Origin of the sequence: Gluconobacter sp. DsW_056 (assembly GCF_002153595.1) — a bacterium.
Classification (GTDB): Bacteria; Pseudomonadota; Alphaproteobacteria; order Acetobacterales; family Acetobacteraceae; genus Gluconobacter; species Gluconobacter albidus.
In genome coordinates this window covers 224,605-239,835 of record NZ_JOPF01000010.1, presented here as the reverse complement: position 1 = coordinate 239,835, position 15,231 = coordinate 224,605, and the positions used below count along the sequence as shown (strand labels likewise).

Here is a 15,231-nt window from a genome sequence, read left to right as displayed (position 1 = left end):
TTGTTTCCGGCGCATCCATGCGGATTAGAGGGAAATGTGAACTTCGTTTTTACCTACAGTCAACCGATCATTAACCAGAAATACCAAAGTCTTCGATAGGAACTACACCAAAAAGAACGCATAAACTAAGGGAAGGAGCCCAGTTTATGCTTTACGCAGTCCTCGAAACACTTTCCCCCGCAGATGATTCCATCGTTCATAGCGAGGAACTATTCCTCACTCCGTGGGAGTACGAGGAACGCAAGCGCGAACTGTCCGACCTTCAAGAGATCATTATCCTTGAGGACAACATTGCATGAGCTTCACACAATCCGATCTCCAGCAGTTCACCGGCACAGCGACATGGTGGCGCTTACCAACCGGGTTACTCCTGACAGATGGAGCAAAGTACGTCGCAGATAACGGAGGCGCGTGGATCATTGACCTGATCGAAAGCCACCAGCTCAACCCGAAGGTCAAAGCCGAGGAAATGCAGTTTTGGACAATCCGAAAGCATGACGACAACACGGCAACAGCGACATGCACGGAAGGAGGCAAAGACGGTGGAGAGCCCGTCGCACTTACAAGCCAGAAGATCCTCTACACTGATCTGGCCGTGAAGGAGATTAGGCTCTATCGGGTCAATGATGGCGAGCATATTGTGTTGATGCTCAATACGGAATACTGACCGGCAGAGGCCTCGAGACCTTAAACTCGGGGCTTTTCCATAGGCAAAAAGCCTATGATGTGAACGATACGAGGGGTTGCACAGGAGTCTGACCCTGTGTATAGGGGCGGCATTGGTTGGAACCGGTAGCTCAGTTGGTAGAGCATTCGACTTTCAATGGGAGCTCAGTCGGGAAACTGGCTGTTGAAAAGACCTTAAACTCGGTGAACGCTCTGATCTTCTAGATCGTGCCAATACCGAGCCAAGCCATCGCGAGATGGAAGGTGTAGAGACTTGACAGGGTCCACCTAACGGCTCCGGCCTATGGTGAAGATAAAGTCCAGACCACGAACCCCAAGCGGGGGCGGTGAAAACCGAAGTGGTATGTAATCGAATGGTCCTGGGTTCGAGTCCCAGCCGGTTCACCAATATTTTCATATAAAATGACGAGATCGTATTTTAGATCCTCAGTGGAGAAGATCCATGGGCAGACGTGAGACATATACTTCTCCATTGCAGTGCAAATGTGGAGCAGAAGGCAGAGGACGTTTTGAAGAAAACGAGAATCCTATATTCAATAAGGGCAGACTTGATCGAGTGACATTGGATCTATCTGGGCCTTTCACGAATGTTGACGGTGATATTATTTGCGACAACTGTGGTGCTGTCGTGAATCCGTAAAGCGTACTTGCTCCGACCATTACACTTTTCGGTCGGAGCAAACTGCTAACAAAGCATATCCAAAGAGCCGCACAAAACTGCGATAAATCCTGTGCTTTATTTAACTTTTAATCGAATGGTCCTGGGTTCGAGTCCCAGCCGGTTCACCATTTCCCCTGAAAAGAGCAGATGTAGTTGCGACCGGTGGCGATCCACTGGTGGTCTGTCGGGATTTTGCGGCTTATGATGTCGTAACAGGCTGACATGCAAGGAAAATGCTGATGACGCGGGTTCGGATTGGGATAGCGCTTGGACTTCTGGCGGCGCTGGCGGCGTGTGGGCCGGATTATGGCGGGCAGGGGTCGCGGCAGTTCCGTGGTGACGGTTATGGCAATGTAGGCGCGGGCCGCAGCAGCTATGGCTATCAGGGCGGCCCGACCTGAGTTTTCCCCTTTTCGGGGCGGTTCAGGACAGGGCGTCCTGAACCAGTTTTTCCTGCTGGGCGGCATGGACGCCCGGTAGTCCGGTTGCGGGGGAAGCGGCACTGTCGCGGCCTGCATAGTCCGGGCGCTGGACCCGATGTCCGCAGGCGCGCAGGGCGCGTTCGATGCGACGGTCCACGAAAATCCACGCCCCGTTATTGAGCGGCTCTTCCTGACACCACAGGACCTGTTCTGCGTCCGGATGGCGGGCGAGCTGCTCCATGAGTGCATGATGCGGGAACGGATAGAGCTGTTCCAGGCGGATGATGGCGACGTCGTCACGGTTCTGGCGCGCGCGTTCGGCGATCAGATCGTAATAGACCTTGCCGGTGCATAGGATAATGCGGCGTGCGCCCTCTTCCTTGGCCGGGTCTGCGATGGCGGGCTGGAAACGGGTGTGTGGCCCCATCTCGTCCAGCATGGACACCGCATCCTTGTTCCGGAGCAGGGATTTGGGCGTGAAAACGACCAGCGGCTTGCGGCAGCGGCGCGCGATCTGGCGGCGCAGGGCGTGGAAGTAGTTTGCGGGTGTCGTGATGTTGCACACGCGCATGTTGTTTTCGGCGCAGAGCTGAAGAATGCGCTCGGGGCGGGCGGAAGAATGTTCCGGGCCACCACCTTCATAGCCGTGCGGCAGAAGCAGGGTCAGGCCGGACGTCCGCAGCCATTTGGTTTCGCCCGAGGCGATGAACTGGTCGAGGATAATCTGTGCGCCGTTGGTGAAATCGCCGAACTGCGCTTCCCATAGAACCAGAGCTTCGGGATTTCCAAGGGAATAACCGTATTCGAAGCCGAGAACGGCATATTCCGAGAGTGGTGAGTTCCAGATGTTCAGCGGGGCCTGATGGGGGGCAATATGGGTCAGGGGCGTGTCTTCGCGGCCTGTGTTCTGATCGAACAGCACGGCGTGACGCTGGCTGAACGTGCCGCGGCGGCTGTCCTGTCCGGACAGGCGGACGGGATGGCCGTCCATGGACAGGGTGCCGAAAGCGAGAGCCTCGGCGGTCGCCCAGTCGAGCGGGCCGCCATCGGCCACCGCCTTGCCGCGCGCCGTGATCTGGCGGGCCAGACGCGGATGAACGGCCAAGCCTTCCGGAATCGTGCCGATGGCGTCCCCGACGTCGCGTAGACGCCGGAGCGGTACGCCGGTCATGGGCTGGATGCGGTCCTGCTCGTCCTGCAGGCGTGTCGGGTCTTCGGGGCCGTCGAGCCAGTCCGTGCTGTTGGGGCGATAGGTCTTGGAGGTTTCGAACTGCTCTTCCAGGCGGCTCTGGAAGTGGTTCCACATCTCCTCGACCTCGGCTTCGGACATGACGCCAGTGCGAACCAGATGCCGGGCGTAAAGACTGCGCGTCGTGGGACGGGACTGGATGGCGTGGACCATCGCGGGCTGCGTGAAGGCGGGTTCGTCGGCTTCATTATGGCCGTGACGGCGATAGCAGACCACGTCCAGCACGATGTCGGACTGGAAGGTGCGGCGCCATTCATGCGCCAGAAAAGCACAGCGGGAGACGGCTTCGGGATCGTCGCCATTGACGTGCAGGATCGGGGCCTGAACGGATTTGGCGATGTCGGTGTTGTGGATGCCGGAATGGGCGTCGGACTGGACGGTGGTGAAGCCGATCTGGTTGTTGATGATGACGTGGACCGTGCCGCCCGTCCGGTAGCCTTCCAGCTTCGAGAGGCTGAGGGTTTCGTACACGACGCCCTGACCGGCAAAGGCGGCGTCGCCGTGGACGAGAATGCCCAGATGGTGCTGGCGGTCGTGGTCCTTTTCGCGATCCTGGTCGGCGCGGACGCGGCCGAGCACGACGGGGTCCACCGCTTCCAGATGAGAGGGGTTGGGCAGGAGCGAGATACGGACAGTGTGGCCCGCATGTTCGAGCGTTGTGGCGGTGCCGAGATGGTATTTCACATCGCCCGAGCCCTGAATGGTGTCAGGCTTGAAGGATGCCCCCGCGAATTCGCTGAAAATAGCGGCAAACGGCTTGCGCAGGATGTTAGCCATCACGTTCAGGCGTCCGCGATGGGGCATGCCGAGTGAGACGGAACGCACGTCGTCCTGTGCGGCAGCATCGATCAGGGTACGCAGGGCGACGATGACGCTCTCACCGCCTTCAAGGCCAAAGCGGCGCATGCCCATGAAGCGCTTCTGGCAGAACTGCTCGAAAGCTTCGGCGCGGGTCAGGGCGAGGAGGAGACGCTTCTGGTCCAGCGACGGGCCGGGAACCGGCGTCTCCAGACGGTCGATCCACCACTGGCGCTGGGCGGGGCCTTGAAGATGCATGAACTCGGCGGCCGTGGTGCCGCAATAGGCACGGCGCAGGCGGGCGATCAGGTCCCGGTCGGCTCCGGGCGGGTTCAGTTCGGCAATGTCGGGAACGGGTGCCAGGCCGAGCGGGTCCAGCTTTGCGATGGCATGTCCGCGCAGGCGATAGGCGAATTTCAGGCTCTCGGCGCTGGCGTCGGTCTGCTCTGTTGTTTCCGCGGGCAGGCGGTCAGAGCCAAGGGTTTCGAACAGGGAGGCGAAGGCCGTGTCCACGGAGGCCGGGTCATGCTGCCAGCGTGCGTGCAGCTCCGCCAGATAGACGGTGTTTTCGCCGTTGATGGCGTCCCGGTCATCGCGATGGTCGCCCATGAACTCGTTCTCCTGTGTCCCCGGCTCCTGTGACCTGTACCAGGGAGCAGGGGGCGTGTCTTTTGGTCGTGCACTCTAACGGATTGGCCGAACAGGGCCAATTTCCGTTTGTTTCGCGTTCTGCCTGTTCAGAGACCGAAGCCGCGTTTCATGGCGTCGATACGGCGTGCGATGGAGCGGGTGGCGACCGGGGTGTCTGTCTGGTCGAAGATATGGCAGGCGCCGGGCACGATTTCCAGTTCTACCGAAACGCCCTGATGGATCAGGCGCTGCGCGTAGGCGAGGTCTTCGTCCAGAAACAGGTCCAGGGCGCCGACGGACAGATAGACGGGGGGAAGACCGGACAGGTCCGTGGCGCGGGCGGGTGCGGCGTAGGGCGAGACGTCCGCCGCGCCGGGCGCTACGGGATTGAGGAGGGCCGCCCACATGAAGGTGTTGCTGGTGCGGGTCCACAGGAACTCGCCCCCGACCGGGGAGGCGTCGGGCTGACCTGTCGTCGTGCGGTCGTCGAGCACGGGGTAGACGAGATTCTGGAACAAGAGGGTCGGGCCTTCGCGGTCCCGGGTCAGGAGAGCCAGCCCAGCGGCAAGGCCGCCGCCTGCGCTTTCGCCGGTGAGGCCGATGCGGGCGGCATCAATCCCCAGTGTATCGGCGTTGCGCGTGATCCAGCAGAGCGTCGTGTAGGCATCCTCGATGGCCGCCGGAAAGGGATGTTCGGGGGTGAGGCGGTAATCCGGGGAGAGGACCACGCAGTCCAGATCCTGAGCGAACTGGCAGAGCTGGGTGGCGGTGAGCTCGGGCTGGCCAGCGAAATAACCGCCGCCATGCAGGTGCAGGAGGACCGGGCGTGGGGCAGCGGCGTCCTTGCGAGGGCGGACGCTCAGGAGGCAGATGGCGGGCGCGGTGTCCGTGGCGGGAATGGTCAGCCGTTCAAGGATGACGGGATAGTCTTCGGCCTGAAGGAAAGACTGTCCGGCGGCCTGTTCCAGCCCGTCGCGGAAGGCGGGGAGGGAGTCGGGCGAGAGATCGACGGTGGGGATCTCTTCAAGGAGCGGGAGGAGTTCAGGGAGGACGAGGGGCCGGGTGTTCATGAGTGTCACCTTGCACTGGGGAGGCAGGAAAACCATCTGTACGCCCAGTGGTCGGACGGCTTGAAGGCAAAAATCTGTTCGTCCCGCCACAAAGTTGCCGCAACTTTTAATACCCGAGAGTCGTCTTGTTAACCGACCGGTCCTGAGCCGGCCTTGTTGGATGGGAGTTTCGCTGATGCGTGCTCTGCTGTTTCTTGCAGTTCTGACGGGAAGTGGTCTTGCGTTGACAGGTCTGTCGGCGGGAGCGCAGGAGCCGCGTCGGGACAACCTGTCCGCGCATTCCGTTCTGGCGGAGGATGCGGGGCAGTCGGGAGTGGATCACCGGACGCTGGAATGCCGGACGGATCCGCGCCTGCTTCATACCGTGTGGGACGGACGGATCTCGTCCCTGCCGGGGCCTCATGTCTGTATGGGGGGTGCGAACCGTCTGGGGGCAGGATATGTCCGTTATCTGGCGACGAGCCGGATGGTGAGGGCGCATAAGCCGCTGCGGGGGTAATATTCTTTCGTAAAAGGCAGGTCTCACATGTGTGGAATAGGCCTTGTCGCCGGCGTGGGCCGCGTCTAGCCTTCCGCGCCATGAGCAGGATTTCTCTTGATTATGATGCGTTCGAGAGCGCGCCGGTTGCGGAAAAACCGTTTCCGCATCTGGTGGTGCCGCATTTCATCGGCAATGACGATCTGAAGGCGGTTGTCTCGGACCTGCCGGAGATGAAATCCGGCGGCTCTTTCCCGCCGGAAGCGCTGAAGCTGACGCCGCGTGTTGCGGGCATGATTGCGGAATTGCAGGGGCCGAAGCTCAAGGCCCTGGTGGCGGAGAAATTCGGGCTGGATCTGGCGGATGCGCCGACCATGCTGACGGTCCGCGGCCGCACGCGGGAAAAAGACGGGCGGATCCATCGGGATTCCGAGGCCAAGCTCGTCACGATCCTGCTGTATCTCAATCCGCGCGGGGAGGACTGGGCCTCGCGCGATGGCTGTCTGCGGCTGCTGAACGGGCCGGATGATGTCGAGGATTTCGATGTTGAGGTGACGCCCGCCGAAGGAACGCTTCTGGTGTTTCCGAACGGGCCGGCCACCTGGCACGGACACCGGCAGTTTGTCGGAACGCGCTATGCGATCCAGCTCAACTATATGGCGACGGGGCGCAAGGCCCGCTACGAACTGCGGCGGCACCGTCTGTCGGCGCTTTTAAAGCGTCTGCCCTTTTCGGGCTGATTTTCAGGGAACGGGAAAAGATCATGGGTTATCGGGTTGCGGTTGTTGGCGCCACGGGTGCGGTGGGGCGTGAACTGCTGCGAATTCTGGCGGAGCGGGAATTTCCGGTCGATGAGGTTGTGGCGCTGGCCTCGCCGCGTTCGGCAGGGCGCGAGATTTCCTTTGGGGACAAGACGGTCCTGAAGGTTCAGAATCTCGAGACGTTCGACTTCAAGGGCTGGGATATTGCGCTGTTCTCGCCGGGTGGGGCGGTTTCGGCCGTTTATGCGCCCAAGGCTGCGGCTGCCGGATGCGTCGTGATCGACAACACGTCCCATTTCCGCATGGAGCCGGGCGTGCCCCTGATCGTGCCGGAAGTGAACGCGGCGGCGATTGGCAAGGCGAGCCGGGGCATCATCGCCAACCCGAACTGCTCAACCGCACAGATGCTCGTGGCGCTCAAGCCGCTGCATGACCTGTTCCGCATCAAGCGCATCGTGGTCTCGACCTATCAGGCCGTTTCAGGCGCGGGCAAGGACGGGATGGACGAGCTGTTCGCCCAGACCAAGGGCACCTTCGTCAACGATCCGCCGACGGTCGCGCAGTTCACCAAGCAGATTGCCTTCAACGTCATTCCCCATATCGACCGTTTCATGGACGACGGTGCGACCAAGGAAGAATGGAAGATGGCTGTCGAAACCCGCAAGATCATGGACCCGGACATCAAGGTTCTGGCGACCTGTGTGCGTGTCCCGGTGTTCATCGGTCACTCCGAGGCCATCAGCATTGAATGCGAGAAGCCGGTTGATCTGAAGAAGGCACGCGAGGCGCTGCGCAAGGCGCCGGGTGTGATTCTGCGGGACGAGCGCGAGGATGGTGGTTACGTCACGCCGATCGAATGTGTGGGCGAGGATGCGACTTATGTGTCCCGCCTGCGGATTGATCCGTCTGTCGAGAATGGTCTGGCGCTGTGGTGTGTGTCCGACAATCTGCGCAAGGGTGCGGCCCTCAATGCGGTCCAGATTGCGGAAAGCATTGTCGCGCAGGGACTTCTGAAGGACGGCCAGCTTTTCCGTCGCAATGAAATTCCGGATGAAGACGAGTCCGAATGACGGCGTCGCGCACGGAGACGGTTCTCGCGGCCAATGAAGATATCGAGCGCCTGCCGCTCGATGCTCTGCTGGGTCGGCTTCTGACGTCGCAGAAGGCGGCTCTGGATCGGGTGGGTGAAGCCTTGCCGTCCATCGAGCGCGCTGTTGAGGCGGCTGTCCCCAGGCTTCAGGCCGGGGGGCGGCTGGTCTATGCGGGGGCCGGGACGTCGGGGCGGATCGGATTGCAGGATGGCGTGGAACTGACGCCGACCTTTGGTGTGGCGCCGGAGAAGCTGGTCCTGCTGCTCGCTGGTGGGGCAGGGGCGACGACACAGGCGGCGGAAGGTGCGGAAGACCGGGAAGATCAGGCACGGCTTGATCTGATGGACTATTACCCGACTGCGCAGGACGTGGTGATCGGCGTCGCGGCGAGCGGCAATACGCCTTACACGTGTGCGGTCGTTCAGCTTGGACGGGAAGTCGGAGCCCTGACGATCGGTGTGAGTGGTAATCCGGAGTCGCGCCTGCTGCGGGAAGCGGAATTTGGGATCTGTATTCCGACGGGAGCCGAGGTTCTGGCGGGCTCGACGCGTATGGCCGCCGGGACGGCGCAGAAAGTCACGCTGAACCTGTTTTCCACCGCGCTGATGACGCGTCTGGGGCATGTCTATCGTGGGCGCATGGTGGACATGCGCATCAGCAACGAGAAGCTTCAGGCGCGCGCGGAACGGATGGTCATGGAACTGGCCGGAGGAACGGCCGAAGAGGCACGGGACGCCCTGAGGCTTGTGCAGGGAAATACGAAACGGGCCGTTCTGCTGCGGCACGGTGTGGCTCTGGCGGAAATTGAACCGCTTCTGGAGCGGTGTCAGGGGCATCTGCATCTGGCGCTCGCCGGACTTTAAAGGCGGCGCAATCGGGATGAGAAGGCCCCGTATCACGTGAGAGGCCATTCGAGGGCCTCTCACGTGATCTGATCGGAATCAGACGGAAGCGAGTTCGGCCCAGCCTGTTTCCGGGCGGTCGAGATGCTTCAGCAGGTCGTGATCCGGCGTATTGACCAGATCCTTGACCAGCGTTTTGAAGAGCTTCTTGGTGGTCGGCTTGTCGAGATGCTCGCGGATTTCATGCGAAGCCTGCGCCGGAGCGACAAGCAGGATGCCTTCGACGTCGCGGCTCTGTGCGGCCTTGTTGATATGGCCGGCCAGATCGCGGGTGAAGTGCACCTTGAGCTGTTCGTGCGGGTTTTCGTGCGGTGCCTTGATGGAGGAGACGTCTTTTTCCGCGCTGGACCCCTTGTGCAGGTCAAAGGTTTCGATGGTGCGGAGCTGCGACCCTTCAAGCCGCAGAAAACGGGCTTTTTCGCCGTCAGCGACAACGTAAATGACGGGGTCCTGTGTAGCCATCTCTGGAAATCCTTAATCAAAATCGGACGATGCGTCTGTAACAGTTCTGAGGTGGGATGGTTGCCTGTGTCTGCCAAGGTGGTGCAGAGTCGTATTCGATCAAGTCATTGAAAAAAGGAGAATATTTCATTTTTTTGAATGTTTTTTGAAGAATTCCGATTTTTTTCTTGAAATGCGGAAGAGATGTGCCCAATCTCTGAATTGAGCTTACCGGAAAATCTTTTCCAAAGGCTCAAAGGAGGCAAGTATGGCTCTGACGAATACTCTTCTGCCGTATGTTGGTCCGATGGCTGCCGTTGTTGCGGTGTTCGCCTATACTTTGCTGCAAGGGACCCGGAAACCGGATGTTTCCTATGCGAAAGTAAGGCACCGACGATAGCGTCCCGCAAGGGACGCGTATCCCCGGACGTTTTCCCTCTTTACCTGAATGCGTGCCCGGTTCCACAGTGAGGGCACCATGGCTTTCTTACATAAAACCCCCCGCACTACTCCTCCGCCGGAAGGCAGGACGGGTGTTCTTCTGATCAATCTGGGTACGCCTGACGATACAGGCTATTTCTCAGTCAGAAGATATCTGAGCGAGTTTCTCTCTGACCGTCGCGTCATCGAGAGTCCTCCCCTGATCTGGCAGCCCATTCTACAGGGCATCATCCTGACAAAACGCCCTTTCGCCAGCGGCGCCAATTATGCGCGGATCTGGGATCGGGACGAGAATGCATCCCCCTTGCGGGTCTATACCCGTCGGCAGGCTGAAGGGCTTGCTGCGCGCCTTAAAGCCGATGGCGTGCCAGTGGAATGGGGAATGCGTTATGGCCGCCCTTCCGTTGCAAAAGCGCTGGAAAGCCTGATGGATCAGGGCTGCGACCGGATCGTTAGCATTGCGCTTTATCCGCAGTATTCCGCAACCACGACCGCCACGGCCAACGACCAGCTTTTCCGTGCGCTCATGCGTCTGCGACGCCAGCCCGCCGTTCTGACGGTTCCGTCTTTTCCGGATCATCCTGCTTTCATCCGCGCGCTTGAAACGTCCGTTCAGGATACGCTGGCGGGACTGACCTTCAAGCCGCAGCAGATCGTTGCGTCGTTTCATGGTCTTCCCAAAACCTGCATCGAAAAGGGCGATACGTATCGGGACGAATGTGAGCGGACGATCGCCGGACTGCGGACGGCTCTGGGACTGAGTGAGGCGCAGATGCCCCTGACGTTCCAGTCCCGCTTCGGGCCGCTTGAATGGATCCAGCCCTATACGGCGCCTTTCGTCAAAGCCCTTCCGTCACAGGGAATTACGAAGATTGCCGTTATCATGCCTGGTTTCATGACGGACTGCATCGAAACGCTGGATGAAATCGGGAACGAGCTTCGGGAAGAATTCATGGAAGCAGGGGGAGAGGAGTTTGCGCTCGTGCCCTGTCTGAACGACTCGAAAGGCGCGATTGATCTTCTGGAAGAGCTTTCGCGATCCGCGCTGGCCGGTTTTCAGCGCGGCTGAGTTCTGCGGCCTTCAGGTTCCTTTAAAAAAACCCACCTGATAGCAGGTGGGTTTTTTTATGAATCGGAGCCTGCAAAGGCAGATGGAAATTTTCTGCTTGCATTGCGCGCAGCTTTTTCCTATAACTGTGGCACTGAGCCATGAAACGTAATTGATTGCTCGTTAAAAACTCAATTTCAGGTTAAAGAATTTTGAAAAGGCTGCTTTCGCAAGAAGCAGCCTTTTTTGTTGCGCATTTCAGAAACAAGATATGTTTTTCTGCGTAGAAATTTTGGCTCAGTGCAGAGTTTAATTCTTCTTTTTATACGGCTCTCCAGCATCCGGACCTGAAACAGGGTTTCGGATGCTGGCGTGCGTCTGGTTCTATTCTTTTTCAGCTACAGGAAAACTCATGAACGCTGTTTCCAGCACGCAAAGCGCAGTCCAGTCGGGTTCGCGCTGGACGATCGCTGATGCGATGAAGATCCGTGCCGATGATCCGACGACGACCATGCCGGTCATCGACTACGCATTTCCCGTCATCGATTCCGATGTGTGGCAGTGGGACACCTGGCTGCTGCGCGACATTCACGGCAAGACCGTGACCTTCAAGGGCTGGTACGTCATGTTCGCCCTCGTTGCCGATCGTGCCGCCACGGGCGATACGACCGAGGGCTGGCACAGCCGCAACAACTATTCCTATATCGGCTACTACTACAGCCGCACCGGCAATGGCGCGGACTGGAAGTTCGGTGGCCGTGTCATCAAGGAAGGCGCCAACTCCCGCAGCTGGGAATGGTCCGGTTGTGCCGTTATGCGCGAGAACAGCGCCAATACGGTCGATCTGTTCTATACCTCGGTCAACGATACGCCGTCCGAGTCTGTTCCGTCCTACACGACGGGCCGCATTCTGGCAGATGCCACCGGCGTCTGGTTCGAGGGCTTCGATGTCTGCACGGACATGTTCCAGGCAGACGGCGTGAACTACGCCAACATCGTCGAAGACGCCTACTGGGATTTCCGCGATCCGCATATCTTCCGCAATCCTGACGACAACCAGATCTATGCCCTGTTTGAAGGCAATGTTCCGGGTATGCGCGGGAACTTCACCATCGGTTCCGACGAGATGGGTCCGGTTCCGCCTGCCACGACCGTTCCGGCTGGTGCGCAGTATGGCGCTGCTGCCATCGGCATTGCCCGCCTGACATCCGACTCCACGCGGGGTGATTTCTCCAAATGGGAAATGCTGCCGGCCCTCGTCACGGCGCTTGGCGTCAATGACCAGACGGAGCGCCCGCATGTCGTCTTCCAGGACGGTCTGACCTATCTGTTCACGATCTCCCATCACTCCACCTTCACCGGCAACAGCACGGGTCCGGATGGTGTGTATGGTTTCGTGTCCCGGAACGGTATTTTCGGTCCATATGCACCGCTGAACGGTTCGGGCCTTGTACTGGGTAACCCGTCTGCTGCTCCGTACGAGACCTACTCGCACTTCGTCGATCCTGCCGGTTACGTGCAGTCCTTCATTGATACCCTGCCGCAGCCCGGTTCGGCTGACCCGCAGGACCCGGCGACCTATCGCATCGGTGGTACGCTCGCACCGACCGTGAAGATCGTCCTCGAAGGTGAGCGGACCTATCTGACGGAAGTCCACGCTTACGGGCAGGTTTATGCCCAGGGCGTCTGGCCGACCTCTTCGGCCTTTGACAAGCGTTCCTGAAGCCGTTTTGCCCTCTCCCGAAAGGGGGAGGGCATTTTTTTGCGTTTCAGGTTCTGAATTTCAGACGCAGAAATGCGCTGGCCTGTGGGCCTGAAACAGTTTTGGCGATTTCTGGAAAACTATCGGCTGGTCGGAGTGAGAGGATTCGAACCTCCGGCCCCTGCGTCCCGAACACAGTGCTCTACCAGGCTGAGCTACACTCCGGCCGACGGCGCTTCTCCTACAGGGGTTAACGCTTTCCTGCAAGAGGGTTAGGGCGAAAAATCAGAGAACGAGCGCCGTTCTGCCGATATCCCGCCATGACCACAGGACGGCGCGGGCCTGCCCCTGAAGGTTCCAGACGGGAAGGAGCCCGACGCCCCCGTCCGCTACGTTGATGCGCGAGTCGGCGGAGTTGTCACGGTTGTCGCCCATAACGAACAGATGGTTGGCCGGAATGCTGAAGGGGGCAATGTTGTCCAGGTCTCCATCCTGCGACATTTTGAGAATGTTGTGGCGGATGTTTCCCGGCAGGGTTTCTTCATAGCGTTCTGCCGCACGCCAGACGTTCTTTCGGCTTTCCTCGCGGGTTGGTCCCATGTCTTTCCATGGAAGCACCGTTCCGTTCAGGATGACCCGGCCATGCATCAGGGCCACCGTGTCGCCCGGAAGTCCGATGACGCGTTTGACCCAGGTCTGATGCAGGTTGGCAGGTGCGCGGAACACGACCACGTCGCCGCGATGGGGCAGGCGTCCGAACAGGCGGCTGTCCGTTTCGGAAGAGGGCTTCAGAAACGTTCCGAACGGCAGATTGGCCGTGCTGAGGCCGTAGGACGGGACGATGACGCCGATCTGGTCGCCGATCCGCAGTGTCGGCTCCATGGAGGCCGAAGGCACGATGTAAGCGGCGGCAAGAGCGCTGTGAATGGTCAGGCAGCCCAGAAGGACGGGCAGGCAGGACAGGATGTCGCGGGCAAGCTGGCGCAGGGTTGGGATGCGGGTCATGATGAGGGTCTCCGTGCCCGACAGAGTGCCTCATGGAGGCCGGAGTGCCAGTTAAACCTGCGTCAGATCCTGTCATGAAAAAAGGGGCGTTCCGTCATGGGGCGCCCCTTTTTTGTCGTTTCAGGCGAACGGTGCCTTACAGCGCTTTTTCGAGCGTCGGGAGGACCTCGAACAGATCACCCACGATGCCGTAATCGGCGACCTTGAAAATCGGCGCTTCCGAATCGGTGTTGATGGCCACGATGACGCGGCTGTCTTTCATGCCGGCCAGATGCTGGATCGCACCCGACAGACCGACGGCGATGTAGAGTTCCGGCGCCACGATCTTGCCGGTCTGGCCGACCTGCATTTCGTTGGGGGCAAAACCGGAATCCACGGCCGCACGGGACGCGCCGATGGCGGCGTTCAGCTTGTCGGCGATGGGTTCGAGCAGCTTGAAGTTCGCAGCGTCTTTCAGGCCCTTGCCGCCGGAAATCACCACGCGGGCAGATTCCAGTTCCGGGCGATCGGATGCCGAAAGCTCGACCTTCACGAAAACGGACTTCTCGCTGGCCGGAGCTTCGATTGTCTCAACCGTGGCGGACCCACCTTCGGCAGCAACCGGATCGAAATTGGAGCCACGGATCGTCAGCACCTTGATGCTGTCGGAAGAGCGGACCGTCGCCAGTGCGTTGCCGGCATAGATCGGGCGCACGAAGGTGTCGGCGTCCTTGATCTCGACCACATCGGGGATGGGCTGCACGTCCAGCAGGCCTGCCAGACGCGGCAGGATGTTTTTGCCGGTGGCGGAGGCTGCGGCCAGGATATGGCTGTAGTCTTTCGCGCGGGCAGCCAGCAGATCGGCGGCGGGCTCGGCCAGATCGTTGACCAGACCCGGAACGCTGAGGACGCGCGTCACACCCGGCAGGGCGGCAGCGGCCTGTGCGCCGTCTCCGAACACGATGGCATCGACGGCACCGAAGCGGGAGGCCGCGGCAACAGCCGAACGGGAAGCCTGACGGACCGCGCCGTTTTCGACTTCAACCAGAACAAGAGCGGTCATCAGATCACCTTCGCTTCTGTCTTGAGCTTCTCGACCAGTTCGGCCGCGCTGTTCACTTTCACGCCTTCCTTGCGCTCGGCGGGTTCGGCCACCGAGACCACCGTCAGGCGCGACGCCGTATCAACGCCGAGGCTGTCGATTTCGACCGTCTCAAGCGGCTTCTTGCGGGCCTTCATGATGTTCGGAAGGGACGCATAGCGCGGCTCGTTGAGGCGCAGATCCGCCGTCACCACGGCCGGGAGCGTGAGGGACACGACTTCCGTGCCGCCATCAATCTCGCGGGCAACTTCGATACGGCCATCGGCAACCGTCACAGCGCTGGCGAACGTGCCCTGCGGCCAGCCGAGCTTTGCGGCCAGGATCTGGCCCGTAGCGTTCATGTCGTCGTCGATCGCCTGCTTGCCCATGCAGATCAGGCCAGCCTCTTCGCGCGTGGCGATCGCCTTGAGCACGTTGGCCACGGCGCGCGGCTCAAGCGTGTCGTCGGTGCGGACGAGGATGGCGCGGTCTGCACCCATCGCCATGGCCGTACGCAGCACGTCCTGAGCGGCCTGTGCGCCGACGGTCACGACCACGACTTCCTTGGCCGCGCCTTTTTCACGAAGGCGCACTGCTTCTTCGACTGCGATTTCGTCGAACGGATTCATGGACATTTTCACGCCCTGCGTTTCGACACCGCTGCCATCGGCCGCTACACGTACCTTGACGTTGTAATCGACCACCCGTTTGACTGGGACCAGAACTTTCATCGTCATCTTTCGCTGCTGTCGCCGCCACAAAAACGGGCGCCACCGTAGCGGGAC

At 60.1% G+C, this 15,231-nt stretch carries 15 protein-coding genes and 1 tRNA gene; 9 read left to right on the top strand and 7 right to left on the bottom strand.

All coding sequences use genetic code 11. From position 1 onward, the window contains the following. Positions 1–146 precede the first annotated feature (146 nt). From HK22_RS15115 to HK22_RS15215, 3 genes are all read left to right on the top strand, one after another. On the top strand, positions 147–299 hold the full coding sequence (locus HK22_RS15115) for a hypothetical protein (RefSeq protein WP_158093558.1): 153 nt from the start codon (positions 147–149) through the stop codon (positions 297–299). Further along, a complete protein-coding gene (locus HK22_RS10825) occupies positions 296–667 on the top strand; it encodes a DUF6876 family protein (RefSeq protein ID WP_086649241.1) in 372 nt (123 codons plus the stop codon). The genes HK22_RS15115 and HK22_RS10825 overlap by 4 nt, the downstream gene beginning before the upstream one ends. 920 nt (positions 668–1,587) lie before the next feature. Then, positions 1,588–1,749 carry a hypothetical protein gene (locus tag HK22_RS15215; RefSeq protein ID WP_167369322.1) on the top strand — a complete coding sequence of 54 codons (162 nt, stop codon included), beginning with the start codon at positions 1,588–1,590 and terminating at the stop codon, positions 1,747–1,749. 22 nt (positions 1,750–1,771) lie between these two features. On the opposite strand, the gene HK22_RS10820 is transcribed toward HK22_RS15215, so the two are convergent. Both HK22_RS10820 and HK22_RS10815 read right to left on the bottom strand, forming a co-directional pair. After that, positions 1,772–4,426, bottom strand: a complete 2,655-nt coding sequence (locus HK22_RS10820; protein ID WP_086649240.1) for a 2-oxoglutarate dehydrogenase E1 component — start codon at positions 4,424–4,426, stop codon at positions 1,772–1,774. Between the two features lie 128 nt (positions 4,427–4,554). Further along, positions 4,555–5,517, bottom strand: coding sequence for an alpha/beta hydrolase (locus HK22_RS10815; protein WP_086649347.1), 963 nt, complete (start codon positions 5,515–5,517; stop codon positions 4,555–4,557). A 175-nt stretch (positions 5,518–5,692) separates the two neighbouring features. Between HK22_RS10815 and HK22_RS10810 the strand changes: the two genes are divergently transcribed. The 4 genes from HK22_RS10810 (at position 5,693) to HK22_RS10795 (ending at position 8,710) form a co-directional block, all read left to right on the top strand. Then, positions 5,693–6,016, top strand: a complete 324-nt coding sequence (locus HK22_RS10810) for a hypothetical protein (RefSeq protein ID WP_062106711.1) — start codon at positions 5,693–5,695, stop codon at positions 6,014–6,016. 80 nt (positions 6,017–6,096) lie between these two features. Beyond that, complete coding sequence (locus HK22_RS10805) at positions 6,097–6,735, top strand: 2OG-Fe(II) oxygenase (protein WP_086649239.1); 639 nt, start codon at positions 6,097–6,099, stop codon at positions 6,733–6,735. A 23-nt stretch (positions 6,736–6,758) separates the two neighbouring features. Next, entirely contained in the window at positions 6,759–7,826 is a 1,068-nt protein-coding gene (locus HK22_RS10800; RefSeq protein ID WP_062031092.1) for an aspartate-semialdehyde dehydrogenase, read from the top strand. Continuing rightward, complete coding sequence (locus HK22_RS10795) at positions 7,823–8,710, top strand: N-acetylmuramic acid 6-phosphate etherase (protein WP_086649238.1); 888 nt, start codon at positions 7,823–7,825, stop codon at positions 8,708–8,710. Before HK22_RS10800 ends, HK22_RS10795 begins: the two co-directional genes overlap by 4 nt. Before the next feature lie 78 nt (positions 8,711–8,788). Here HK22_RS10795 and HK22_RS10790 read toward each other — a convergent pair whose 3' ends face one another. Continuing rightward, positions 8,789–9,211, bottom strand: coding sequence for a host attachment protein (locus tag HK22_RS10790; RefSeq protein WP_077803485.1), 423 nt, complete (start codon positions 9,209–9,211; stop codon positions 8,789–8,791). A gap of 457 nt (positions 9,212–9,668) precedes the next feature. Between HK22_RS10790 and hemH the strand changes: the two genes are divergently transcribed. Together hemH and HK22_RS10780 are read left to right on the top strand one after the other, a co-directional pair. Then, on the top strand, positions 9,669–10,700 hold the full coding sequence (gene hemH / locus HK22_RS10785) for a ferrochelatase (RefSeq protein ID WP_086649346.1): 1,032 nt from the start codon (positions 9,669–9,671) through the stop codon (positions 10,698–10,700). A gap of 391 nt (positions 10,701–11,091) precedes the next feature. Next, a complete protein-coding gene (locus HK22_RS10780) occupies positions 11,092–12,402 on the top strand; it encodes a glycoside hydrolase family 68 protein (protein ID WP_062106689.1) in 1,311 nt (436 codons plus the stop codon). Positions 12,403–12,529: 127 nt separating this feature from the next. On the opposite strand, the gene HK22_RS10775 is transcribed toward HK22_RS10780, so the two are convergent. From HK22_RS10775 to HK22_RS10760, 4 genes are all read right to left on the bottom strand, one after another. After that, a tRNA-Pro gene (locus HK22_RS10775) sits at positions 12,530–12,606 on the bottom strand. A 60-nt stretch (positions 12,607–12,666) separates the two neighbouring features. Beyond that, the gene (gene lepB, locus HK22_RS10770; protein WP_086649237.1) at positions 12,667–13,386 is read right to left on the bottom strand and encodes a signal peptidase I; all 720 of its coding nucleotides are present in this window, start codon (positions 13,384–13,386) and stop codon (positions 12,667–12,669) included. 136 nt (positions 13,387–13,522) lie between these two features. Next, positions 13,523–14,428, bottom strand: coding sequence for an FAD-binding protein (locus HK22_RS10765; protein WP_086649236.1), 906 nt, complete (start codon positions 14,426–14,428; stop codon positions 13,523–13,525). After that, entirely contained in the window at positions 14,428–15,177 is a 750-nt protein-coding gene (locus HK22_RS10760; protein WP_062031103.1) for an electron transfer flavoprotein subunit beta/FixA family protein, read from the bottom strand. The genes HK22_RS10765 and HK22_RS10760 overlap by 1 nt, the downstream gene beginning before the upstream one ends. Positions 15,178–15,231 lie beyond the last annotated feature (54 nt).

What these genes read in the sequence shown, in the direction of transcription:
- HK22_RS10810 (WP_062106711.1), top strand. Translation starts at nt 5,693, where the DNA reads ATGCGTGCTCTGCTGTTTCTTGCAGTTCTGACGGGAAGTGGTCTTGCG.
- lepB (WP_086649237.1), bottom strand. Translation starts at nt 13,386, where the DNA reads ATGACCCGCATCCCAACCCTGCGCCAGCTTGCCCGCGACATCCTGTCC.
- hemH (WP_086649346.1), top strand. Translation starts at nt 9,669, where the DNA reads ATGGCTTTCTTACATAAAACCCCCCGCACTACTCCTCCGCCGGAAGGC.
- HK22_RS10815 (WP_086649347.1), bottom strand. Translation starts at nt 5,517, where the DNA reads ATGAACACCCGGCCCCTCGTCCTCCCTGAACTCCTCCCGCTCCTTGAA.
- HK22_RS10765 (WP_086649236.1), bottom strand. Translation starts at nt 14,428, where the DNA reads ATGACCGCTCTTGTTCTGGTTGAAGTCGAAAACGGCGCGGTCCGTCAG.
- HK22_RS10760 (WP_062031103.1), bottom strand. Translation starts at nt 15,177, where the DNA reads ATGAAAGTTCTGGTCCCAGTCAAACGGGTGGTCGATTACAACGTCAAG.
- HK22_RS10780 (WP_062106689.1), top strand. Translation starts at nt 11,092, where the DNA reads ATGAACGCTGTTTCCAGCACGCAAAGCGCAGTCCAGTCGGGTTCGCGC.
- HK22_RS15215 (WP_167369322.1), top strand. Translation starts at nt 1,588, where the DNA reads ATGACGCGGGTTCGGATTGGGATAGCGCTTGGACTTCTGGCGGCGCTG.
- HK22_RS10820 (WP_086649240.1), bottom strand. Translation starts at nt 4,426, where the DNA reads ATGGGCGACCATCGCGATGACCGGGACGCCATCAACGGCGAAAACACC.
- HK22_RS10800 (WP_062031092.1), top strand. Translation starts at nt 6,759, where the DNA reads ATGGGTTATCGGGTTGCGGTTGTTGGCGCCACGGGTGCGGTGGGGCGT.
- HK22_RS15115 (WP_158093558.1), top strand. Translation starts at nt 147, where the DNA reads ATGCTTTACGCAGTCCTCGAAACACTTTCCCCCGCAGATGATTCCATC.
- HK22_RS10790 (WP_077803485.1), bottom strand. Translation starts at nt 9,211, where the DNA reads ATGGCTACACAGGACCCCGTCATTTACGTTGTCGCTGACGGCGAAAAA.
- HK22_RS10795 (WP_086649238.1), top strand. Translation starts at nt 7,823, where the DNA reads ATGACGGCGTCGCGCACGGAGACGGTTCTCGCGGCCAATGAAGATATC.
- HK22_RS10805 (WP_086649239.1), top strand. Translation starts at nt 6,097, where the DNA reads ATGAGCAGGATTTCTCTTGATTATGATGCGTTCGAGAGCGCGCCGGTT.
- HK22_RS10825 (WP_086649241.1), top strand. Translation starts at nt 296, where the DNA reads ATGAGCTTCACACAATCCGATCTCCAGCAGTTCACCGGCACAGCGACA.